This window comes from Polynucleobacter paneuropaeus (assembly GCF_003261235.1).
Classification (GTDB): Bacteria; Pseudomonadota; Gammaproteobacteria; order Burkholderiales; family Burkholderiaceae; genus Polynucleobacter; species Polynucleobacter paneuropaeus.
Genome location: NZ_CP030085.1, coordinates 1,773,448 through 1,787,987, shown reverse-complemented (window position 1 = coordinate 1,787,987; position 14,540 = coordinate 1,773,448). Strand labels below are relative to the sequence as shown.

At 42.3% G+C, this 14,540-nt stretch carries 22 protein-coding genes; 19 read left to right on the top strand and 3 right to left on the bottom strand.

Translation table 11 applies throughout. The features are described from left to right. The first annotated feature begins 26 nt into the window (after positions 1-26). The 4 genes from Pas1_RS09295 to Pas1_RS09280 all read left to right on the top strand — a co-directional run bounded on the left by Pas1_RS09295 (position 27) and on the right by Pas1_RS09280 (position 2,786). Positions 27-356 carry a hypothetical protein gene (locus Pas1_RS09295; protein WP_112295090.1) on the top strand — a complete coding sequence of 110 codons (330 nt, stop codon included), beginning with the start codon at positions 27-29 and terminating at the stop codon, positions 354-356. A gap of 238 nt (positions 357-594) precedes the next feature. Continuing rightward, on the top strand, positions 595-957 hold the full coding sequence (locus Pas1_RS09290) for a hypothetical protein (RefSeq protein WP_112295089.1): 363 nt from the start codon (positions 595-597) through the stop codon (positions 955-957). A gap of 360 nt (positions 958-1,317) precedes the next feature. After that, positions 1,318-1,833 (top strand): DUF1003 domain-containing protein, encoded by a 516-nt coding sequence (locus tag Pas1_RS09285; RefSeq protein ID WP_112295088.1) that lies wholly within the window; start codon positions 1,318-1,320, stop codon positions 1,831-1,833. Between the two features lie 101 nt (positions 1,834-1,934). Continuing rightward, positions 1,935-2,786 (top strand): LpxL/LpxP family acyltransferase, encoded by an 852-nt coding sequence (locus Pas1_RS09280; protein ID WP_112295087.1) that lies wholly within the window; start codon positions 1,935-1,937, stop codon positions 2,784-2,786. 65 nt (positions 2,787-2,851) lie between these two features. Here the strand turns inward: Pas1_RS09280 and Pas1_RS09275 are convergent, their stop codons facing one another. Continuing rightward, positions 2,852-3,292: a tautomerase family protein gene (locus Pas1_RS09275; RefSeq protein ID WP_112295086.1), complete on the bottom strand. Its 441-nt coding sequence runs from the start codon at positions 3,290-3,292 to the stop codon at positions 2,852-2,854. A gap of 400 nt (positions 3,293-3,692) precedes the next feature. Here Pas1_RS09275 and Pas1_RS09270 point away from each other — a divergent pair, with 400 nt between their 5' ends. Continuing rightward, on the top strand, positions 3,693-3,926 hold the full coding sequence (locus Pas1_RS09270; RefSeq protein WP_112295085.1) for a DUF2789 family protein: 234 nt from the start codon (positions 3,693-3,695) through the stop codon (positions 3,924-3,926). Positions 3,927-3,941: 15 nt separating this feature from the next. Here Pas1_RS09270 and Pas1_RS09265 read toward each other — a convergent pair whose 3' ends face one another. Beyond that, positions 3,942-4,817 (bottom strand): MBL fold metallo-hydrolase, encoded by an 876-nt coding sequence (locus tag Pas1_RS09265; protein ID WP_112295084.1) that lies wholly within the window; start codon positions 4,815-4,817, stop codon positions 3,942-3,944. Between the two features lie 66 nt (positions 4,818-4,883). Between Pas1_RS09265 and Pas1_RS09260 the strand changes: the two genes are divergently transcribed. The 11 genes from Pas1_RS09260 (at position 4,884) to Pas1_RS09210 (ending at position 12,274) form a co-directional block, all read left to right on the top strand. Next, a complete protein-coding gene (locus Pas1_RS09260) occupies positions 4,884-5,693 on the top strand; it encodes a sulfite exporter TauE/SafE family protein (RefSeq protein WP_112295083.1) in 810 nt (269 codons plus the stop codon). A 484-nt stretch (positions 5,694-6,177) separates the two neighbouring features. Then, positions 6,178-6,684, top strand: coding sequence for a hypothetical protein (locus Pas1_RS09255; protein ID WP_112295082.1), 507 nt, complete (start codon positions 6,178-6,180; stop codon positions 6,682-6,684). A gap of 150 nt (positions 6,685-6,834) precedes the next feature. Continuing rightward, positions 6,835-7,077, top strand: coding sequence for a type II toxin-antitoxin system Phd/YefM family antitoxin (locus Pas1_RS09250; protein WP_112205687.1), 243 nt, complete (start codon positions 6,835-6,837; stop codon positions 7,075-7,077). Next, positions 7,074-7,337 (top strand): Txe/YoeB family addiction module toxin, encoded by a 264-nt coding sequence (locus Pas1_RS09245; protein WP_112205897.1) that lies wholly within the window; start codon positions 7,074-7,076, stop codon positions 7,335-7,337. The genes Pas1_RS09250 and Pas1_RS09245 overlap by 4 nt, the downstream gene beginning before the upstream one ends. Before the next feature lie 226 nt (positions 7,338-7,563). Next, entirely contained in the window at positions 7,564-8,784 is a 1,221-nt protein-coding gene (gene sorA, locus Pas1_RS09240) for a SorA family sulfite dehydrogenase catalytic subunit (RefSeq protein WP_112208648.1), read from the top strand. A 10-nt stretch (positions 8,785-8,794) separates the two neighbouring features. Beyond that, positions 8,795-9,106, top strand: coding sequence for a SorB family sulfite dehydrogenase c-type cytochrome subunit (gene sorB, locus Pas1_RS09235; protein WP_112205683.1), 312 nt, complete (start codon positions 8,795-8,797; stop codon positions 9,104-9,106). Between the two features lie 108 nt (positions 9,107-9,214). Then, a complete protein-coding gene (locus Pas1_RS09230; RefSeq protein ID WP_112295081.1) occupies positions 9,215-9,868 on the top strand; it encodes a cupin domain-containing protein in 654 nt (217 codons plus the stop codon). Between the two features lie 53 nt (positions 9,869-9,921). Next, complete coding sequence (locus Pas1_RS09225; RefSeq protein WP_112295080.1) at positions 9,922-10,317, top strand: COG4315 family predicted lipoprotein; 396 nt, start codon at positions 9,922-9,924, stop codon at positions 10,315-10,317. Between the two features lie 131 nt (positions 10,318-10,448). Next, positions 10,449-11,051 (top strand): histidine phosphatase family protein, encoded by a 603-nt coding sequence (locus Pas1_RS09220; protein WP_225971616.1) that lies wholly within the window; start codon positions 10,449-10,451, stop codon positions 11,049-11,051. A gap of 27 nt (positions 11,052-11,078) precedes the next feature. After that, positions 11,079-11,525 (top strand): tetratricopeptide repeat protein, encoded by a 447-nt coding sequence (locus tag Pas1_RS09215; protein WP_225971615.1) that lies wholly within the window; start codon positions 11,079-11,081, stop codon positions 11,523-11,525. Positions 11,526-11,626: 101 nt separating this feature from the next. Then, positions 11,627-12,274 carry an aquaporin gene (locus Pas1_RS09210; RefSeq protein ID WP_112295079.1) on the top strand — a complete coding sequence of 216 codons (648 nt, stop codon included), beginning with the start codon at positions 11,627-11,629 and terminating at the stop codon, positions 12,272-12,274. Positions 12,275-12,288: 14 nt separating this feature from the next. Here the strand turns inward: Pas1_RS09210 and Pas1_RS09205 are convergent, their stop codons facing one another. Then, complete coding sequence (locus Pas1_RS09205; RefSeq protein ID WP_112295078.1) at positions 12,289-13,044, bottom strand: hypothetical protein; 756 nt, start codon at positions 13,042-13,044, stop codon at positions 12,289-12,291. A gap of 120 nt (positions 13,045-13,164) precedes the next feature. Here Pas1_RS09205 and Pas1_RS09200 point away from each other — a divergent pair, with 120 nt between their 5' ends. From Pas1_RS09200 to Pas1_RS09670, 3 genes are all read left to right on the top strand, one after another. Then, positions 13,165-13,800: a CPBP family intramembrane glutamic endopeptidase gene (locus Pas1_RS09200; RefSeq protein WP_112295077.1), complete on the top strand. Its 636-nt coding sequence runs from the start codon at positions 13,165-13,167 to the stop codon at positions 13,798-13,800. 33 nt (positions 13,801-13,833) lie between these two features. Continuing rightward, on the top strand, positions 13,834-14,226 hold the full coding sequence (locus Pas1_RS09195) for a tautomerase family protein (RefSeq protein WP_112295076.1): 393 nt from the start codon (positions 13,834-13,836) through the stop codon (positions 14,224-14,226). Positions 14,227-14,331: 105 nt separating this feature from the next. Beyond that, entirely contained in the window at positions 14,332-14,484 is a 153-nt protein-coding gene (locus Pas1_RS09670; protein ID WP_158526000.1) for a hypothetical protein, read from the top strand. Positions 14,485-14,540: the final 56 nt, after the last annotated feature.

The following is a 14,540-nucleotide window of genomic DNA, read 5'->3' as shown; positions in this document are numbered from 1 at the left end:
GGGGCGCCGAGACTATAAATATTTGTATGAACAAATATCAAGCCCTTGTCCGTATCAATGGTCATCAAGTTAAAACAGCAGTATTTGCCGATAGTCAGATCCATGCGCGGCTGATTCTGCAATATCAATTTGGTATGAATAGTTTGGCATCTGCCCCCAGCTTGTCTGAGGATGAAGATGCGCTTACTGTAGATGAAGCTATCAAAATGATTAAGCCTATTAAGACAATGAATCTCAAGCAGGCAAGAGTTACCTCTCTTAGGCGTAATGTAGATTCAGCAAAACAACAATTAAAGCTCGAGAAAGATCGCCAGCATCACCAACAGGCTATTAAGCCGATCAGTAGCAAGCCCTAAAAATTTACCGCGCAATTTTCAACGCCAGTGGAGATCTCGGCCCCTGGTGATCTAATCTAACCCCACCTCGTATTCGTAATAATTCTTATTTTGAAAATCAGGCGATTTGGTATGAATTCAGGGAATTTTTAGTAATCTTTTGGACTAAATTGATTTTTGTGACTATCGGGATGAGAGGTATAGCTAGTATTGATATCTAGCGGAGATAGAATAAGAAAAATATTTGGAGAAAATTGCTATGAAAAAATTTGATTTGCATGCCTCAAGAAATTTTAATAATGACAGCTACTTTGGTTCATTTGAAGTTAAATCAGTAGATGACTTTTATGAGAATTTAATTCTCTACTGGAATAAAGCAGGCCTGCGCGAAGGAAGGGATGAAATGATCATTACTTCAAAAGTTGAATTCGAAGGGGAGATCTATGACTTTAATCTTGGGCACTATGTTGTAGCTGATGACGAGGATGAAGTTGAAGCGTTATTTAATACGCCTGATAAGGATGAAATAGAAAGTTCAATCACTAAACATCTAATTGGCGATTATGCGGGTATGAATGAAGATGACATGTTTGAGCGTCTTGTAGAGGCGCTAATTAAATAACCCGTCCTTTTAAAGGACGCTTCATGCGTGGGGTACCCCGAACATGACAAGGACATCACATCCTTGCGTCAGTCAAATCCCCACTACGCCACCAAACTTTCTCTCACTCCTTGCGTGGGTCAAAATAATTCAACCAAATCAACCCCATACAAACACCCAAGAAAGTTTTGTGCACAAAGTTAGCCTATGGTGGGGTGAACCTTTTGAGATTTAGCGGGAGTTTAGTCTGGGGGACAGAGTTGAAAATCCTTGTGTCGGTGGTTCGATTCCGCCCCGGGCCACCAAGAATCTCAATAGCCCACTTGTTGGGCTATTTTCTTTTATGGGCGTAGAGTACAGAAAGCACACTAGGAGAGCCCCATGACTACAGCCATACCTACCAATCAAGAACTTCAAGTTTTAGACGCTTTGCGTGCCCACAGAAAAAGGCATCGCCAAGGACTGCCGACCCAAATTACAGCCCATGTCGAGCAACCCATAGGACCATTGACTGTTGGGCAAAAAATATCGGATGCGGTGGCAAGAACGGTGGGCTCTTGGAAGTTCATCATTATTCAAAGCGTTTCTATTTTGGGTTGGATTACTTATAACTCTGTAAATAATGCCAATGTTTGGGACCCATACCCTTTCATTCTTTTGAATTTAATGCTGTCATTTCAAGCGGCTTATACAGCGCCAGCAATCATGATGAGTCAGAATAGACTCTCGGAGATAGATCGGCAACATGCCAATAACGACTTTGAAGTCAATGTAAAAGCAGAGCTAGAAATCGAATTACTTCATCAAAAGATCGACATGATGAAAGAAAAAGAGCTTTATGCTTTAACTAAAGCGGTTGAGGCTTTGAGCGAGAAATTAGATAGTTATAGAAGATAGGATTGGACATCCTAGGTCCTGGTCGATTCCGCCCCGGGCCACCAAGAAACACCAAAACCACCTTCGGGTGGTTTTTTCATTAATAGCGTCTAGAATGGCCGATGTTGTATTTCATATTGCGGCTCTTTAGCTCACTTCCATTGGCAGCCATTCAAATTATTGGCGCTGGCACGGGTGTATTGGTTTACTTGTTTTCTGCCAGGTACCGACGACGCCTATATAAAAATCATCAGAGCGCAGCCCATTATTCGGGATTCAAATCAACCCCGTGGAGGGCGGCTGCCGAATCTGGAATGATGTTTGCTGACACATTATGGATTTGGAGGCATCCAAAATCCTCCATTGATAAAGTAACTATTGAAAACTTGGATCAAGTTATTGAGCTATCCAAAAATGGCAAAGGCTTAATTGTTCTTGCTTCACATTTAGGAGGCTTTGAAATAGTGCCTCGTATTTTTGCCGAACATACAAGAGCGACGGTAATGTATAGGCCTGCTCGAAAGGGGTGGGTTAATGAGCTTATGCTTCAATCACGTAAACACTCCAAAATTGATTTTGTTGAGGCAAATATTAGCGGGGTTCGTCAGATTAAACGAGCTTTAATAAAGGGTGAGGTAGTTGGCCTATTGGCGGATCAGGTGCCTAGCGTTGGCGATGGGGTGTGGGCTAAATTTTTTAATCAATATGCTTATACAACCTCATTTCCAATTAAATTGGCTCGCCAAGTAAATGTAGCAATCCTTTTTGTTAGCGCAGAAAGACTGGGATTAGGAAAGGGCTGGCTCATTAAGAGCCAATTGATGAATGAGGCATTTCCTGATTGTCTAGTCGATGCCTGTACAGAAATGAACCACTATTTTGAAGAGATGATACTTTCTAAGCCATATCAATATATGTGGTCTTACAACCGCTACAAAAGACCAGCTGGAGCAGAATTGGCTCCCACAGAGTAAGGCATCCTCAGCCCTGGTCGATTCCGCCCCGGGCCACCAAGAATCTCAATAGCCCACTTGTTGGGCTATTTTTCTAAGGCTTTCAGTTTTGCTTGAAGATCGCTTGATAAGCTGGCAAACCATTCATTCTCTTTACCTGATAGTGGAAGAATTTCTCCATACTCAATCATCTGGGCGGGAATTAGATCAACAATATAAATCCAAATTTGATCTTTACTGAGTCCTGAGCTTTTAATTAAAGCTTCGCGCATTGCTAATATCAGTTTTTCTTTGAGTTCTGGTGGTCGCCCTGCTCGTATTTGTCCATGTAGAAAGATTTGACTATCTTGAACGGGCTTACCTCCCATGAAATGTTTGCCACTTGGAGTTTCTTGAAATATCACTTGAGCAAAGTAGGTATTCGCTCCAGTGCACTCATTGTGGGTTTTGGTAATGGCCTGAGCAATACCTTCCATTTGTATGGCACTTAGTTTGGTATTTGAGTAAGTCACTGTATAGGTCGGCATCTTTCACTCCAAAAGTGTTTTGATCAAGATTTACTGTATCACCAACTAGGATCGAGCATCCTTAGCCTTGGTCGATTCCGCCCCGGGCCACCAAGAATTCTCCGAATATTAGAAGTTGTCCATAGAATCTCTAGTGTAGGCCGCGGTCTGGCACCATTTCCCCTTGGTTTTCCAACTTTCCCATTGACTAGAAGCGTCCTTTAAAAGGACGCTTTATCTATTGGGGCTTTGTCATCCCTGCGTTGGTCAAAGTTGGACTAAAACAACGCCACCATTCATTTTTGATATTAGCAAGGGGGGGGGCTAGACTTGCCCACATTGTCAGATGAAGATGCGAGCTATAGGTGGGGATGTTGATGTTGAGAGATCCCGCTTCAAATACTGGTGAAGGAGAATTCTGATGAGCATGAACAATAGAACTTTGGAAGAGCTTTTTGAGCAGTTAGGATTGTCATCCCAAAAGATTCATATGGAGAGATACATAGAAAGACATCAACTTAAGCCGGGGTCTAATCTGCCCGATGCCATTTACTGGGCACCAGATCAAAAAGCATTTTTGATTGAAGCTAAGGCCCAAGACTCAGAGTGGTCAGAAGTAGTAGATCAATTGGCTAATTTATTAATACAAAAATAAAATTTGATCAATTAACTACCCAAGAGAATTTAATGGAATCTTGAGGTAAGAAACGCCATTCGCTTCTTTGGGAGGAAATTCTCCTGCACGAATATTTACTTGTACTGCAGGCAAAATTAATACGGGCATCTCTAAGGTAGAGTCTCTTGCTGTTCTCATTGCTACAAAGTCTTGCTCTAAAACGCCATCATGAATATGAATGTTATGTTGACGCTCTTCACCAACCGTTGTCATGTAGGCTATTTTCCGCTCGTTTGGTGGGTAGTCATGACACATATACAGCTTAGTTTCATTTGGAAAACTTAGTATCTTCTTCACTGATTGATATAAAACATGTGCATCACCACCAGGAAAATCACATCTAGCCGTACCAACATCAGGCATAAACATGGTGTCACCTACAAAAATAGTATCGCCTATTACATAGGCCATACAAGCTGGAGTATGTCCCGGCACCAATAAAGATTGAATTTTTAGCTTACCTAAAGGCAATTCCTCATTTGCTTCAATCAGATGGTCAAATTGAGATCCGTTGGCTTGAAATGCATCTTCTAAATGAAAAATGTTTTTGAAAACAGCCTGGACCTCTTGAATGTGCTTGCCGATTGCCAGTTTGCCGCCAAGATGCTCCTTAATATATGACCCTGCTGTTAGATGGTCTGCATGGGCATGAGTTTCTAAAATCCATTCAACCTTCAGACTTTGCTCTTGGATAAATTTAATTACCTCATCTGCTGAATGAGTGCTGGTTCGTCCTGACTTGGGATCATAATTGAGCACCGAGTCAATAACTGCACAATGAACACCTGGCTTTTCATAAACTACATGAGTAAAAGTCCAAGTGGGCGCATCAAAAAAGGTTTTAACGATTGGGGCATATTGATTTTCCATGATTCATTGTAGGATCAGTAAACCCCGAATGCCAATGAATATTAACTTGTACTTGAAGGCCAACTAATGGATTCCCATACGCTAATCATTCCAGCTCTAGGTGTATTTGTTGGGATCTTAATGGGACTTACAGGGGCGGGCGGCGGCATACTCTCCGTGCCACTTTTAGTGTTCTTTGTTCATTTACCAGTGGCTGAAGCAAGCCCAATTGCACTATGCGCTATTGCGCTATCAGCTTCTGTAGGTGCAATTATTGGGCTTAAAGAAAAAGTATTGCGCTATAAAGCGGCAATCTTCATGTCTTTCTTTGGCTTAATCATGTCCCCTATTGGTCTATGGGTTGCCAACAAAGTGCCCAATACGCCATTGCTACTTCTATTCAGTGCTATTTTAATTTTTGTGTCTGTACAGCTCTATATACAAGCACATAAGACTATTCATGGCACTTTGCCGACTTCACCAACTCCTCCACCTTGTCAGCTTGATTTGTCTATTAGTAAATTGATTTGGACTATGCCATGTGCGAGGTCTTTAATGTATGCAGGCCTAACTGCTGGTTTCTTATCGGGCTTATTGGGAGTTGGCGGTGGATTTGTCATAGTGCCATCACTAAAGAAATTTACAGACCTTCCAATGAAATCCATTGTTGCCACTTCCCTAGGTGTTCTTGCAATCGTTTCTACTGGTGGGGCTCTTGTATCTCTAGCTTCCGGCAATTTAAATGTGGAGATTGCCAGCCTATTTGCTTTGGGATCACTCGTGGGGCTTGTATTTGGAAAGCTAATGGAGAGAAAGATCAGCGGCACTAGAGTGCAACAAATCTTTGCTATTTTTGCTTTCTTAGTTGCGCTGAGCCTAATATATAAGGCGGTATAAAACTTTTATTGCAGTAACCGTTGCTTTAATAGACGCTCGCTGAGATGTCCTTTAAAAGGACTTCTCATATATACGTATATGCGCATATAAGGAATCTATCATCCACTTACAGCATTAATAAGTAACGTCCTTTAAAAGGACACTTCATGCGCAGGGTATCCCGATCACGACAAGGACATCACATCCCTGTGACAGTCAAATCCCCATCACACCACCAAACTCACATTTAATCCTTGCGTGGGTCAAAATAACTCAACTAAATCAACCCCATACAAACACCCAAGAAAGTTTTGTGCGCAAAGTTAGACTCGGGTGGGGTGAACCTTTTGAGATCTAGCGGGAGTTTAGTCTGGGGGACAGAGTTGAAAATCCTTGTGTCGGTGGTTCGATTCCGCCCCGGGCCACCAAGAAACACCAAAACCACCTTCGGGTGGTTTTTTCATTTATATTCAAATTAATATTGTTGAGTAATGACTGGATACAAATGAGCTTGAAAAAGCTGATATTAATAATCGGCATAACCGCCATTTTGATGGGTTGTCAAACTGCACCTCAGCTTGAACCAGCGGTTAATAATCCTGGTGGGGACGTCACTTTAATTTTTGAGCGTCAACGAAGTCGTGATATGAGCGCTAGAGATGCTATTGTTCTGTTAGATGGCCTGGAGGTCTGCGCTATTCCTAATGGGGATAAATGCCAGTTAAACACAACGGCTGGCAAACACAACTTAAAAGTAAATATTTCATATACAGCAGGCATGTTTTCACATGACTATCTGTTTGAGGCCGGCAAGAGCTATCAATTTCAGATTTCTCCAAGAAATCCAACTGGTGATGCTGTAAGCGCTGCGCTGTGGGCTTTTGTGCCAGGCGATTTAATTATTGGTGCAGCAGCAGGTGCACAAGCTAATAGCGCTAAGGATGACGAGTTAAAAAAAGATAGTGGGGACATAGACAATGGGATGCTAACCATGAGCCTTATCACTAATTAATCATTCTCGGCCCTAATCGATACTGCCCCGGGCCACCAGATTTAAATAATGCTCTGCTTCGTGCGGGGCATTTTCTATTAGTTGGGTGGATGAGATGGTCGCTTGACAAAGCGTACGCTTTTACGTACCATATTGAAAAGGAGTGAAATCATGACCACATTAACCGCAAGTGCAGCTCGAGCAGATTTCTACCGTTTAATTGATCAAGCGGCAGAGTCACACAAGCCAGTAGTCATTTCTGGCAAGCGAGCAAATGCTGTTTTAGTTTCTGAAGAAGATTGGAGTGCTATTCAGGAAACGCTTTATCTATTGGCGATTCCAGGGATGCGTGAGTCAATTAAAGAGTCAATGGCTGAGCCTATTACTAAAAGTAAAAGGGCATTGAAGTGGTGACTTGGAATTTAGCTTATTCCAAATATGCCATTAAGGATGCAAAAAAACTATCTGCCGCAGGCCTTAAAGATAAGGCCCAGGACTTATTGAATATTTTAGAAGTAGATCCTCTCCAAAATCCGCCCCCTTATGAGAAGTTAGTCGGAGATCTAAAAGGGGCATACTCACGCAGAATTAATATTCAACATCGCTTGGTTTATGAAATTTTGCGCAAGGAGAAGATGGTTCGAATCTTAAGAATGTGGACTCACTACGAATAAAGTAGGCATCAGTCCAAAGCTATAGTCAGACATCCTATGCCTTAGTTGATAATGCCCCGTGCAACCAAGAATCACGATAGCCCACTTGTTGGGCTATTTTTCTCCTTAACTCGCAATGTAGTTTTGAAAGATCATTTCAATAATTGCTGAGGGTAATCACTAACGCAGACTTCTATAAAAGTAGCTATTCTGATATGAGCTAAACAATACTGTGGAGGAGACAGCCATGAATTCAGAAAACTTTACCAATAGACGTAAAGTCATTACAGCAGCTTTAGCTGGTGGGGCCAGTTCATTATTGCCATCTTGGGCAATGGGCGCAGAGAAAACAAATTTACCCATAGCCTATGGTGAACGCGAACTCATGTCCTTTCCTGAAAAGAAGCCCATGATTGTGCTGACTTCTAGGCCACCGCAATTAGAGACTCCATTTAAGTATTATGACAATCATGTCATTACGCCAAATGATGAATTCTTTGTGCGTTATCACATGGCAGGCATTCCAACATCCATCGACCCTAATACTTATCGGCTAAAAGTAGGTGGTAATGTAGAAAAACCTTTAGAGATTTCTCTAGAGTCCTTAAAGAAAAACTTTCCATCCCAACGCATTGTTGCTGTTAATCAGTGTTCTGGTAATAGTCGTGGCTTATTTGAGCCCAGAGTCAATGGCGGTCAATTGGGCAATGGGGCGATGGGCAATGCTGCTTGGGTTGGCGTTTCCTTAAAAGATATTCTGAAGGCAGCTAACCCTGGCCGGGGTGCTAAGCAAGTCACGTTTAATGGCTTGGACCAACCAGTTTTGCCAAGCGATTCAGATTTTGTCAAAGGCTTAGACATTGATCATGCAATGGATGGCAATGTCATGGTTGCCTACCAAATGAATGGAACAGATATCCCATTCTTAAATGGCTATCCAATAAAGCTGATAGTCCCCGGTTACTATGGAACTTACTGGGTTAAGCACCTTAGTGAAATTAAAGTAGTTGATGACGTGTACAACGGCTATTGGATGAATCCTGCCTACCGAATTCCGGATAATGATTGCAATTGTGTTGAGCCTGGTACGGCCCCTTCAAAAACTATTCCCATCAATCAATTTACTATTCGCTCTTTCATAACCAACTTTACTGATAGCAGCATTGTCACGGTAGGCAAGCCTATTCAAGCTCGAGGCATTGCCTTTGATGCTGGCTATGGAATAAAGAAAGTATTGTTCTCACAAGATAATGGTCAAAGCTGGACTGAGGCCAGATTAGGCCAGGACCTAGGGCGCTTCTCCTTTAGAGAGTGGCGCACTGAATTTACGCCCAAACAAAAAGGCACCCTGAGCCTCAGGGTGAGAGCGTTTAATCATGCTGGACAGGTTCAGCCTATGACTGCTACTTGGATGCCAGCTGGTTATATGCGAAATATTGTTGAGACTGTTAAAGTCACTGCGGTTTAAGGAGAAGCACATGAAAAAAATGATTCTTCTTTCCTCCCTCTTCGTAATCACATCAATAGCTCAGGCTAAAACGATTGAACTACCCTCCGATACAGTTTTGTGGAGGCCGTCCGATTTGCCTGGCTATGAGCTGACTTTGCAGAAATGTTCAACATGTCACTCGGCTCACTATGCTGAGTATCAACCACCAAATACGGGTGTAGGTTATTGGAATGCTCAAGTATTGAGAATGAAAAACGTCTTCAAAGCGCCCATTACTGATGAAGAAGTGCCAGTGATTGTCGATTATTTAAATAAGACCTATGGAGCCAATAGAAAGTAAATCCTAGGCGTAGAAATACTAAAACCACCTGCGGGTGGTTTTCTTTTGAGCACGCATTGAGTTTGCTTGTTATGCTTTGTTATGTCTTCAAATATATAGATGTGATCTATGAATATCAATGCCGATTACAGCCAAAAGGTTGTGATTAACCACCATGACTTACCTTGGGTTCCTACCCCAGAGTCAGGCGTTGAAAGACGCATGCTCGATCGAATTGGCGATGAGGTAGCAAAAGCAAGCTCAATCGTTCGCTATCATTCTGGGTCGAAATTTCAAACTCACACACATGATTTTGGTGAGGAGATATTGGTTTTGGATGGGGTTTTCAGTGATGAGGCAGGTGATTATCCGGTAGGTACTTACATCATGAATCCCCCAGGCTCATCACATGCACCATATAGCGAGTCTGGCTGCACTCTATTCGTGAAGCTCAGGCATCTCGGGCCAGATCAAATCAAGCGAGAGATCGTCGATACTAAAACGGCCCCTTGGTACCAGGGCATGGTGTCTGGTCTTCATGTCATGCCACTAATGCAACAGGGTAGCGGCTCAACTTTAGTCAGATGGGCACCACAAACCTATTTCAACCCACATCGGCACTATGGCGGTGAAGAAATCTTTGTGGTGGAGGGCGTGTTTGAGGATGAACATGGACGTTATCCTGCCGGGTCTTGGATTAGAAGTCCTCACATGAGTTTGCATCAGCCATTTAGTAAAGAGGGCTGCACTATCTTTGTTAAGACTGGGCATTTGCTGACTTAAAGCAAAAAATATAGATTAGCGTTAGAGTAGAAATCTACCAAAAGGAGACTTTAATGAACCATATTAAAAGCGTATTAGTTGGCTTGATCGCAGCCCTTACTTTAGCGGCATGTGCATCACTCGCAGGTGGATCGATGGCGCCGTATACCAAGGTCAATGATGGGATGTTAGTGGGTAGCAACAATATGACCTTGTATACATTTGCCAAAGACACTGCTGGTTCAGGCAAGTCTATGTGTAACGGCCAATGCGCTGCTAACTGGCCACCGCTATTGGTTGATGGCAGTCCAGCAGTATCGGGCGATTATTCGGTTATTACCCGTGATGATGGTAAGAAGCAATTGGCGTATAAAGGCATGCCTTTGTATTTCTGGGCCAAAGATACCAAGCCGGGCGACAAAACAGGAGATGGCTTCTTGAATGGTGCTTGGCATATTGTCAAGATGTAATGAATGTGACCCAGGATGAGGCATCCTCTACCCTGGGCGCAAAGAATCTTTATAGCCCACTTGTTGGGCTATTTGCTTTTGTGCTGGCTGGAATGAGCAGCCTAGATTAGGATTGGCCTTGAACTTTCACCATGCATGATGAAAAGTATATGAGTTGCGTCAATAAAAAAATTTCTATCTTCATTATTAGCCTTATTTGTCTATTGATCGCATCACAGGCAAAGGCAGCTTTGGTAGATGATCTGAAGGATGGTCAGCATGTTTTATTAATGAGACATGCTGATGCTCCGGGCTATGGAGATCCAGCGGGCTATGACATCGGTCAGTGCTCAACGCAGCGTAACTTGGGAGATTATGGAAAAAAACAAGCCAAGGCCATTGGCTCTTGGCTAAGAGGGCAAGGTATCAACAAGGCCCAAATTTTTAGTAGTCCTTGGTGCAGATGTTCTGATACCGCACAACTGCTAGAGTTGGGTTCTGTAAAAATAGAAACACCCCTAGGCTCTTTCTTTGATGATATGAGTTTAGAGAAAAAACAAACAAAAGAGCTAGAGCAACTGATTAAAAGCGAGCTAGATAAACAATCTAAATTGCCCATTATTCTGATTACTCATCACGTCAATATTCGAGCTTTTATGGGAAAAAATGTCAGCCAAGGCGATATGGTTTTGGTTAAGGTGAATAAAAGTGGGGAATATATTTCTCATGTAATTTATCCAAGCCCTCAGCCATAGAGCAAAATTTAATTTTTTGGAGATTCTATGAAATACTTATTCATCACATTTTTACTAATGCTATCTTTTATCGGAAACATTTACGCATCAGATACGGCGCCCGCTATGTCTGATCCAGCCTGGTTAGCTGAGTCAAGGGCGAGCATTAAGGCAGAAAAATATGATCAAGCTATCAAACAGTTACAAACTGCAAATGACACTAGTTCAGCAGATTGGAATAACTTGATGGGCTACAGTCTTCGCAAGAAACAACCCCCTGATTTAGTGGGGTCGGAAAAGTACTATCAAGCCGCATTAAAAATTGACCCTAGTCATCGCGGCGCTCTTGAATATTATGGAAAACTAAAATTAATTAACAACGATCTCCCGGGAGCTGAGGCGCTGTTGGCAAGATTGAATAAAGCCTGTCCTCTTGGCTGCGAAGAATATTCAGATTTAAAAGGGGCTATACAAAAATATAAGTCTAAAAAGTAGAGCCTGACACCCCGAGTCTTGGTTGATTCTTTCCCGTCAGACCAAGAAACACCACAACCACCTTCGGGTGGTTTTTCACATTTGGGCTTTATGATCAGACTATGAGATCTTATTTATCCGAATTTATTGGTACAGCCTTGCTTTTGGCTATTGTTGCTGGCTCCGGAATTATGGGCGAGACATTGGGTGCAGGTAATGCTGCAGTGGCCTTACTTGGAAATAGTATCGCTACTGGAGCGGGCTTATATGTCTTGATCACATTGCTAGGGCCCATCTCTGGCGCTCACTTTAATCCAGTGGTCACTTTGATGTTTTGGAAGTTGGGCCACCTGACATTGAAAAAGATGTTCAGTTATTGGGCTTGCCAGTTTGCTGGCGCCATCGCTGGTATTTGGCTGACACATCTAATGTTTAGTTTGCCGATCATCCAAGAATCCACCAAAGTCAGAACAGGATTAGGTATTTGGGTAAGTGAATTTATATCAACTCTCATATTACTCGCAGCCATTCGCATTGGTGATAAAGAAGCAAAAGATCGCATTCCTATGTTGGTTGCATTAACTGTTACTGCGGGCTATTGGTTTACTTCATCTACTTTCTTTGCTAATCCTGCTGTTGCTGTGGCAAGAAGTCTCACCGATACATTTGTTGGCATTGCTCCGAGAGACGTCTTAGGATTTGTTGGTTCCGAAGTATTAGCTGTAGCACTCATCGCCAGATGGTTCTGCCGTTCAACGCGACAGTCTTAATTGCAGGATAAACGCTAATCAAAACTTAAGGATGCTATGAGTTTGATGACCCAGTTATCACTATTGGTTGTCACGCCTTTGCCAACGCCAAAGTTAAATGTAGACTTATTATGTTTGGCATCTATGACTACGTAAGCAGTATGGGGTTGTTGCGTGACGTTATACAAACTTTTATTAGGTAAGTTATCTGCGTAGTATTCCATGCCTATATCAAGGCTATGCGTCAGTCCATAAGCCACTTTAGCCGACGGAGAGAAAGTTGCAGAGCTGTATTTATTCAGCACTATATCTACACTAGGATTGATAGTAAAGCGCCAGTCTTGCAGTTGCAGTGCAAGTATGGGCGTTAATTCATAAAAAGTAGTTTCTGTCCCACCTACATCCTTGATGTAGTTGATCTCATTCTTAACGCCATAATGCCAAAGACCTTCTTCATCATGTGTAGGGATATACATATAGCTTAATTTGCCGCCATTCACATAGCTCACGCCGTTGTAATTGCTTAAGTAGATATTGGCACCCACCTCACTATTTTTTGCGATGCCATACCCATACTCCAGTCTAGTTTGAAATACATTCGTTTTGAGGCCTTGTGATGCTGGTGCTTGAAAGAGATTTGTCTCTATTTCATAAGCAGATTCTTGATATTCTGCGATGAGTTCGTCATGAACCTTGATTTCGAAAGGAGCGCCTAAAACAGGGCAGCCTACGAGTGCGAGTAATAAGCAAATAAGCCCATGTTGAGGAGCGCGATGGACAGTCAAAAACATAATGAAACTATAAAGGCTTTATGAGGACATGATTGAGATTTCAGGACCTCGCATATTTTGTCTCCGAGCATGTAATAGTAATTAGGTATATAAAGAAGCCTAATCATTTTTTGGATTCTTATGACTGTTTGGTTGTGGTGCGAGTTGGCGCTATTTTCCCTGGTTTCTCCTTTTGCCTTGATGTTGTTGCGCTCGGCAATTTGGTTCATACCTTTACTATGGGCAGCAGGATTGCTTTGCTGCTGGTATCTGTACACCCAAAAAATCAGCCTTAAGGCACTCTGGGGCTGGCATGCAGTTAATAAGGCATCCTTACTCAAAATTGTGTATCGCTTTATACCGCTGGCTATCATGATTGCTGCAGTCATGGTGAGCTTTATGCCGGAGTCACTATTTAGTCTCTATCGGCGGGATGCTGGCTTATGGTTGCTAGTTATGATTCTGTATCCCGTTCTATCTGTGGTTCCACAAGAAATCATGTATCGCGCTTTTATGTATGCACGTTATCGGACCTTGTTTGAGAATCCTAAGTACTGGGTTATTGCTAGCGCCATTGCATTTGGTATGGCCCACCTCTTTTTACATAATGTACTTGCCCCTGCAATGTCCTTGATTGGTGGTCTGATATTTGCTAGCACTTACGCAAGGTCACGCTCTTTGGCATTGGTTTGCATAGAGCATGCCCTCTACGGAAATTTTATTTTTACACTCGGGTTAGGCCAGTATTTTTATCATGGTACGGTAATGCATTCATAAAATAAGATTAAAAGAAATTACAAGGAGCCTCTTATGCCATTTGTCAGAATCGATTTAAGCAAAAAATATCCCGATGGATTCGCTCAGCAGGTGGGCGACATTATTTACGGGGCAATGCGACAGCACTTTAATGTTCCTGAGGATGATAAGTTTCAAATCATCACCAAGCATGATGCTGATGAGTTAGTCATTCCCAAAAGCTACTTAGGTATTGAGTATTCGGAGGACATCATCTTTATTCAGGCGACCATTAGCGAGGGCAGAAGCACCCAGATGAAGAAATCTCTTTATCAAGCGATTTGTGATGGTTTAGTAGAAAAGCTTAAAGTCAGACCTCAAGATATTTTGATTAATCTGGTTGAAGTTAATAAAGAAAATTGGTCTTTTGGCCATGGCGTGATGCACTACGCACCAAAGGATCAATAAAGCAACAGTCTTTACTAACTTGTCACAAATATCTCATCAATCTGACATAAATCAAGCCTAAAGTTTCGGTCAGGGGTACTTGATTGATAACAATAGGAGACAACGATGAATAAATTTGCTTACTTATTGGTTGCGATAATTGCTTTCTTTGCTGGAGCAGTCAGTGCATCAGTTTTAAATGGAGACGATATTGCGCCCTCTAAGAACAAAGTGATTTCCTATTTTGAGCAAGCCCATATGCAGCAGCAGACTTACTAGTTAGCTCGTAATTTGAATTCCTAAAGCCGCCTTCGGGCGGTTTTTGTTTTACTGGC

Bases quoted from the DNA above. Each gene is read 5' to 3' on its own strand.
- Pas1_RS09220 (WP_225971616.1), top strand. From the start codon at position 10,449: ATGCATGATGAAAAGTATATGAGTTGCGTCAATAAAAAAATTTCTATC.
- Pas1_RS09200 (WP_112295077.1), top strand. From the start codon at position 13,165: ATGACTGTTTGGTTGTGGTGCGAGTTGGCGCTATTTTCCCTGGTTTCT.
- Pas1_RS09230 (WP_112295081.1), top strand. From the start codon at position 9,215: ATGAATATCAATGCCGATTACAGCCAAAAGGTTGTGATTAACCACCAT.
- Pas1_RS09260 (WP_112295083.1), top strand. From the start codon at position 4,884: ATGGATTCCCATACGCTAATCATTCCAGCTCTAGGTGTATTTGTTGGG.
- Pas1_RS09265 (WP_112295084.1), bottom strand. From the start codon at position 4,817: ATGGAAAATCAATATGCCCCAATCGTTAAAACCTTTTTTGATGCGCCC.
- Pas1_RS09215 (WP_225971615.1), top strand. From the start codon at position 11,079: ATGAAATACTTATTCATCACATTTTTACTAATGCTATCTTTTATCGGA.
- Pas1_RS09295 (WP_112295090.1), top strand. From the start codon at position 27: ATGAACAAATATCAAGCCCTTGTCCGTATCAATGGTCATCAAGTTAAA.
- Pas1_RS09290 (WP_112295089.1), top strand. From the start codon at position 595: ATGAAAAAATTTGATTTGCATGCCTCAAGAAATTTTAATAATGACAGC.
- Pas1_RS09285 (WP_112295088.1), top strand. From the start codon at position 1,318: ATGACTACAGCCATACCTACCAATCAAGAACTTCAAGTTTTAGACGCT.
- Pas1_RS09670 (WP_158526000.1), top strand. From the start codon at position 14,332: ATGAATAAATTTGCTTACTTATTGGTTGCGATAATTGCTTTCTTTGCT.
- sorA (WP_112208648.1), top strand. From the start codon at position 7,564: ATGAATTCAGAAAACTTTACCAATAGACGTAAAGTCATTACAGCAGCT.
- Pas1_RS09275 (WP_112295086.1), bottom strand. From the start codon at position 3,292: ATGCCGACCTATACAGTGACTTACTCAAATACCAAACTAAGTGCCATA.
- sorB (WP_112205683.1), top strand. From the start codon at position 8,795: ATGAAAAAAATGATTCTTCTTTCCTCCCTCTTCGTAATCACATCAATA.
- Pas1_RS09195 (WP_112295076.1), top strand. From the start codon at position 13,834: ATGCCATTTGTCAGAATCGATTTAAGCAAAAAATATCCCGATGGATTC.
- Pas1_RS09225 (WP_112295080.1), top strand. From the start codon at position 9,922: ATGAACCATATTAAAAGCGTATTAGTTGGCTTGATCGCAGCCCTTACT.
- Pas1_RS09205 (WP_112295078.1), bottom strand. From the start codon at position 13,044: ATGTTTTTGACTGTCCATCGCGCTCCTCAACATGGGCTTATTTGCTTA.
- Pas1_RS09210 (WP_112295079.1), top strand. From the start codon at position 11,627: ATGAGATCTTATTTATCCGAATTTATTGGTACAGCCTTGCTTTTGGCT.
- Pas1_RS09250 (WP_112205687.1), top strand. From the start codon at position 6,835: ATGACCACATTAACCGCAAGTGCAGCTCGAGCAGATTTCTACCGTTTA.
- Pas1_RS09255 (WP_112295082.1), top strand. From the start codon at position 6,178: ATGAGCTTGAAAAAGCTGATATTAATAATCGGCATAACCGCCATTTTG.
- Pas1_RS09280 (WP_112295087.1), top strand. From the start codon at position 1,935: ATGTTGTATTTCATATTGCGGCTCTTTAGCTCACTTCCATTGGCAGCC.
- Pas1_RS09270 (WP_112295085.1), top strand. From the start codon at position 3,693: ATGAGCATGAACAATAGAACTTTGGAAGAGCTTTTTGAGCAGTTAGGA.